Below are 2,557 nucleotides of genomic sequence, written 5' to 3'. Positions count from 1 at the left end.
TAATCGTACCGCCGTTCCGGGATGAATGCTACCGTTTGTTCGTGGGATGCGCCCCTGAACGCAATGTCATGTAGCCTAAGTTGATCATGTGGTGCAGGGTTGAGCGTGTGGAGCGGGTGTGTCAAGAAAACGACTCTGTCGCACATCTGGTGGTCGTTGACATGACCTGCTATACCACGTGCCCGGACCGGGTCAGCTCCCCCCTGCCAGCATGCGGGTCGATTTCACCGTCCATCGCAGCGGCGACTCCGGGTCCCCCGCTGGTCGGGCTCGACCAGCGCGAGCCGCGCGTCCACCAGGCGCGGGTCCTTCTCCCGCAGCGGTCTGCGGCCCGCGCCCGCCGTGCGGACCCGCCCGGACGGAGGCTGGCCACTGTCCAACGCCGCCGCCCCGCGCGAGACGGTGTCTCCTCCGAGACCCCCGCTGCCCGGGTCACCAGACGAATCCCGCCATGCCCCAACGCCCTGGCATCCGCCCCCAGCACCAGCCGCCGCCGACGCTCGTCCAAATGCGGCAGCAACACCGCGAACTTCTCCGCTAGGACCTCGTCGGTCCCCTCCCTCACAGAGCATGGTCAAAAGCCGAAGTTATTTTCCGGCGGCTCCCTGGTCCGGGGCGGTGATGCACGGTAATTCGGGATGGGCCTGGCCGATGTCGGCGATCCGCAGGTCCACCCAGGCGAGCAGACCAGGAACGGCTACGCCGTGCGGAGGCCGGTCCGCGTAGGGGGCGAGGTTCGCCGCGCCGCGCCGCAGCACGGCCACGCCGCCCTTGACGTTGCCGCGGGCCAGATGGGTGACGCCGACGGCGAGCTGTGCCAGCCCGCGCCACAGCCCGCGCTCGCCGGGGTCGGTCTCCGGACTCTTCCAGACGGCCTCGAGTACCTCGTGTGCCTGGAAGGGAAGTCCCGCGTCGAGGAGTCGCTGGGCCTCGGCGAGTGCCGCGGCCGGCGGTAGCGGGGCCGAGGAGGCGAGCGGCGGCACGCCGGTCTCGCCGTGGGGAAGGGGGAGGCCCAGCGCGTCCCGGGGCCGTTCCCCGGGCCGGGACACCCCGGACCCTGGTTCAGTCGCGGGGTGTGCCCGGGGGACGGGGCGTGTTCCGGGCAGCGGCCGTGTTCCGGACGGTGCGCGTCGCCCGGAGCGGTCCGAAGTGGTCATGCGGTCCACTCTGACCGTCCCTAGCGGGTGGCGCCTCCCGTAGCCGCGCGGACCGGAGTCGTCGCCAGGCAAGACCTGGGGCGCGGTGTCAGCGTCCGCCGGTGTCAGCGGCTGATTGCGGCGCGCAGCGCGTCGGCGCGGTCCGTGCGCTCCCAGGTGAAGTCGGGCAGCGTCCGACCGAAGTGGCCGTAGGAGGCAGTCTGCCCGTAGATCGGCCGTAGCAGGTCGAGGTCCCGGATGATGGCGGCCGGGCGCAAGTCGAAGACCTCCGAGACGGCCCGCGCGATCTCCGGCACCGGCACGGTCTCGGTGCCGAAGGTCTCGACGAACAGGCCTACCGGCTCGGCCTTGCCGATGGCGTAGGCAACCTGCAGCTCCGCCCGCCGGGCGAGGCCGGCCGCGACGACGTTCTTGGCGACCCAGCGCAGCGCGTAGGCGGCCGAACGGTCGACCTTGGACGGGTCCTTGCCGGAGAAAGCACCGCCGCCATGACGGGCGTAACCGCCGTAGGTGTCAATGATGATCTTGCGGCCGGTCAGGCCCGCGTCGCCGATCGGGCCGCCGATCTCGAACCGGCCGGTCGGGTTCACGAGCAGCCGGTAGCCGTCTACCTCCAAGCCCAGGTTCTCCTCGGCCAGCCGCTTGAGCTCGGGGGCGATGACCTGGTCGCGGATGTCCGGAACCAGACGGGTGGCCAGGTCGACGTCGGCGGCGTGATGCGCGGACACGACCACCGTGTCCAACCGGACCGGGCGGTCCCCGTCGTATTCGATGGTCACCTGGGTCTTGCCGTCCGGCTGCAGGTAGGGCAGCAGGCCGGCGTGACGCACCTTCGACAGCCGCTGGGCGAGGCGGTGGGCCAGTGTGATCGGCAGCGGGAGCAGGTCGGGGGTCTCGTCGGTGGCGTAGCCGAACATGATCCCCTGGTCGCCGGCGCCCTGCTGGGCCAGCGTGTCCTCGCCGCCCTCGACCCGTGCCTCATAGGCCTTGTCGACGCCCTGGGCGATGTCCGGGGACTGGGCACCGATCGAGACCAGCACGCCGACGGTCGCGCCGTCGAAGCCGGTGGCGGCGTCGTAACCGATGTCGGTGAGGGTGCGCCGCACGACGGCGGTCACGTCGATGTGCGCGGAGCTGGTGACCTCGCCGGCCACGTGCACGTGCCCGGTGGTCAGCAGTGTCTCCACCGCGACCCGGGAGGTGGGGTCGCCGGCCAGGAACGCGTCGAGCAGGGCGTCACTGATCTGGTCGGCGAGTTTGTCCGGATGGCCTTCGGTGACCGACTCGGAGGTGAAAAGGCGACGGGACATGGAAGGATTCCTCATTTCATGGAACAAGATATGGATTTGCATTGAAATAACTTGATTATTCTATGTCGGGTCTACGGGAAGTGAACATGT

The 2,557-nt window shown here is 69.8% G+C and carries 2 protein-coding genes and 1 pseudogene; all 3 read right to left on the bottom strand.

Annotation, left to right across the window (positions count from 1 at the left end; all coding sequences use genetic code 11):
* Nucleotides 1-178: 178 nt before the first annotated feature.
* Nucleotides 179-565, bottom strand: a pseudogene (locus AC08OJ_RS19635) (ISAzo13-like element transposase-related protein); the annotation flags it as partial.
* Between the two features lie 22 nt (nt 566-587).
* Nucleotides 588-1,049 (bottom strand): DUF309 domain-containing protein, encoded by a 462-nt coding sequence (locus AC08OJ_RS19630; RefSeq protein WP_476596512.1) that lies wholly within the window; start codon nt 1,047-1,049, stop codon nt 588-590.
* A gap of 212 nt (nt 1,050-1,261) precedes the next feature.
* Nucleotides 1,262-2,467 (bottom strand): methionine adenosyltransferase, encoded by a 1,206-nt coding sequence (gene metK / locus AC08OJ_RS19625; protein ID WP_476596511.1) that lies wholly within the window; start codon nt 2,465-2,467, stop codon nt 1,262-1,264.
* Between the last annotated feature and the right edge of the window lie 90 nt (nt 2,468-2,557).

This window comes from Frankia sp. CgKIO3, from assembly GCF_977946435.1.
Note: the sequence above shows the minus strand (reverse complement) of the source record. Positions and strands in the feature narration are given on the sequence as shown.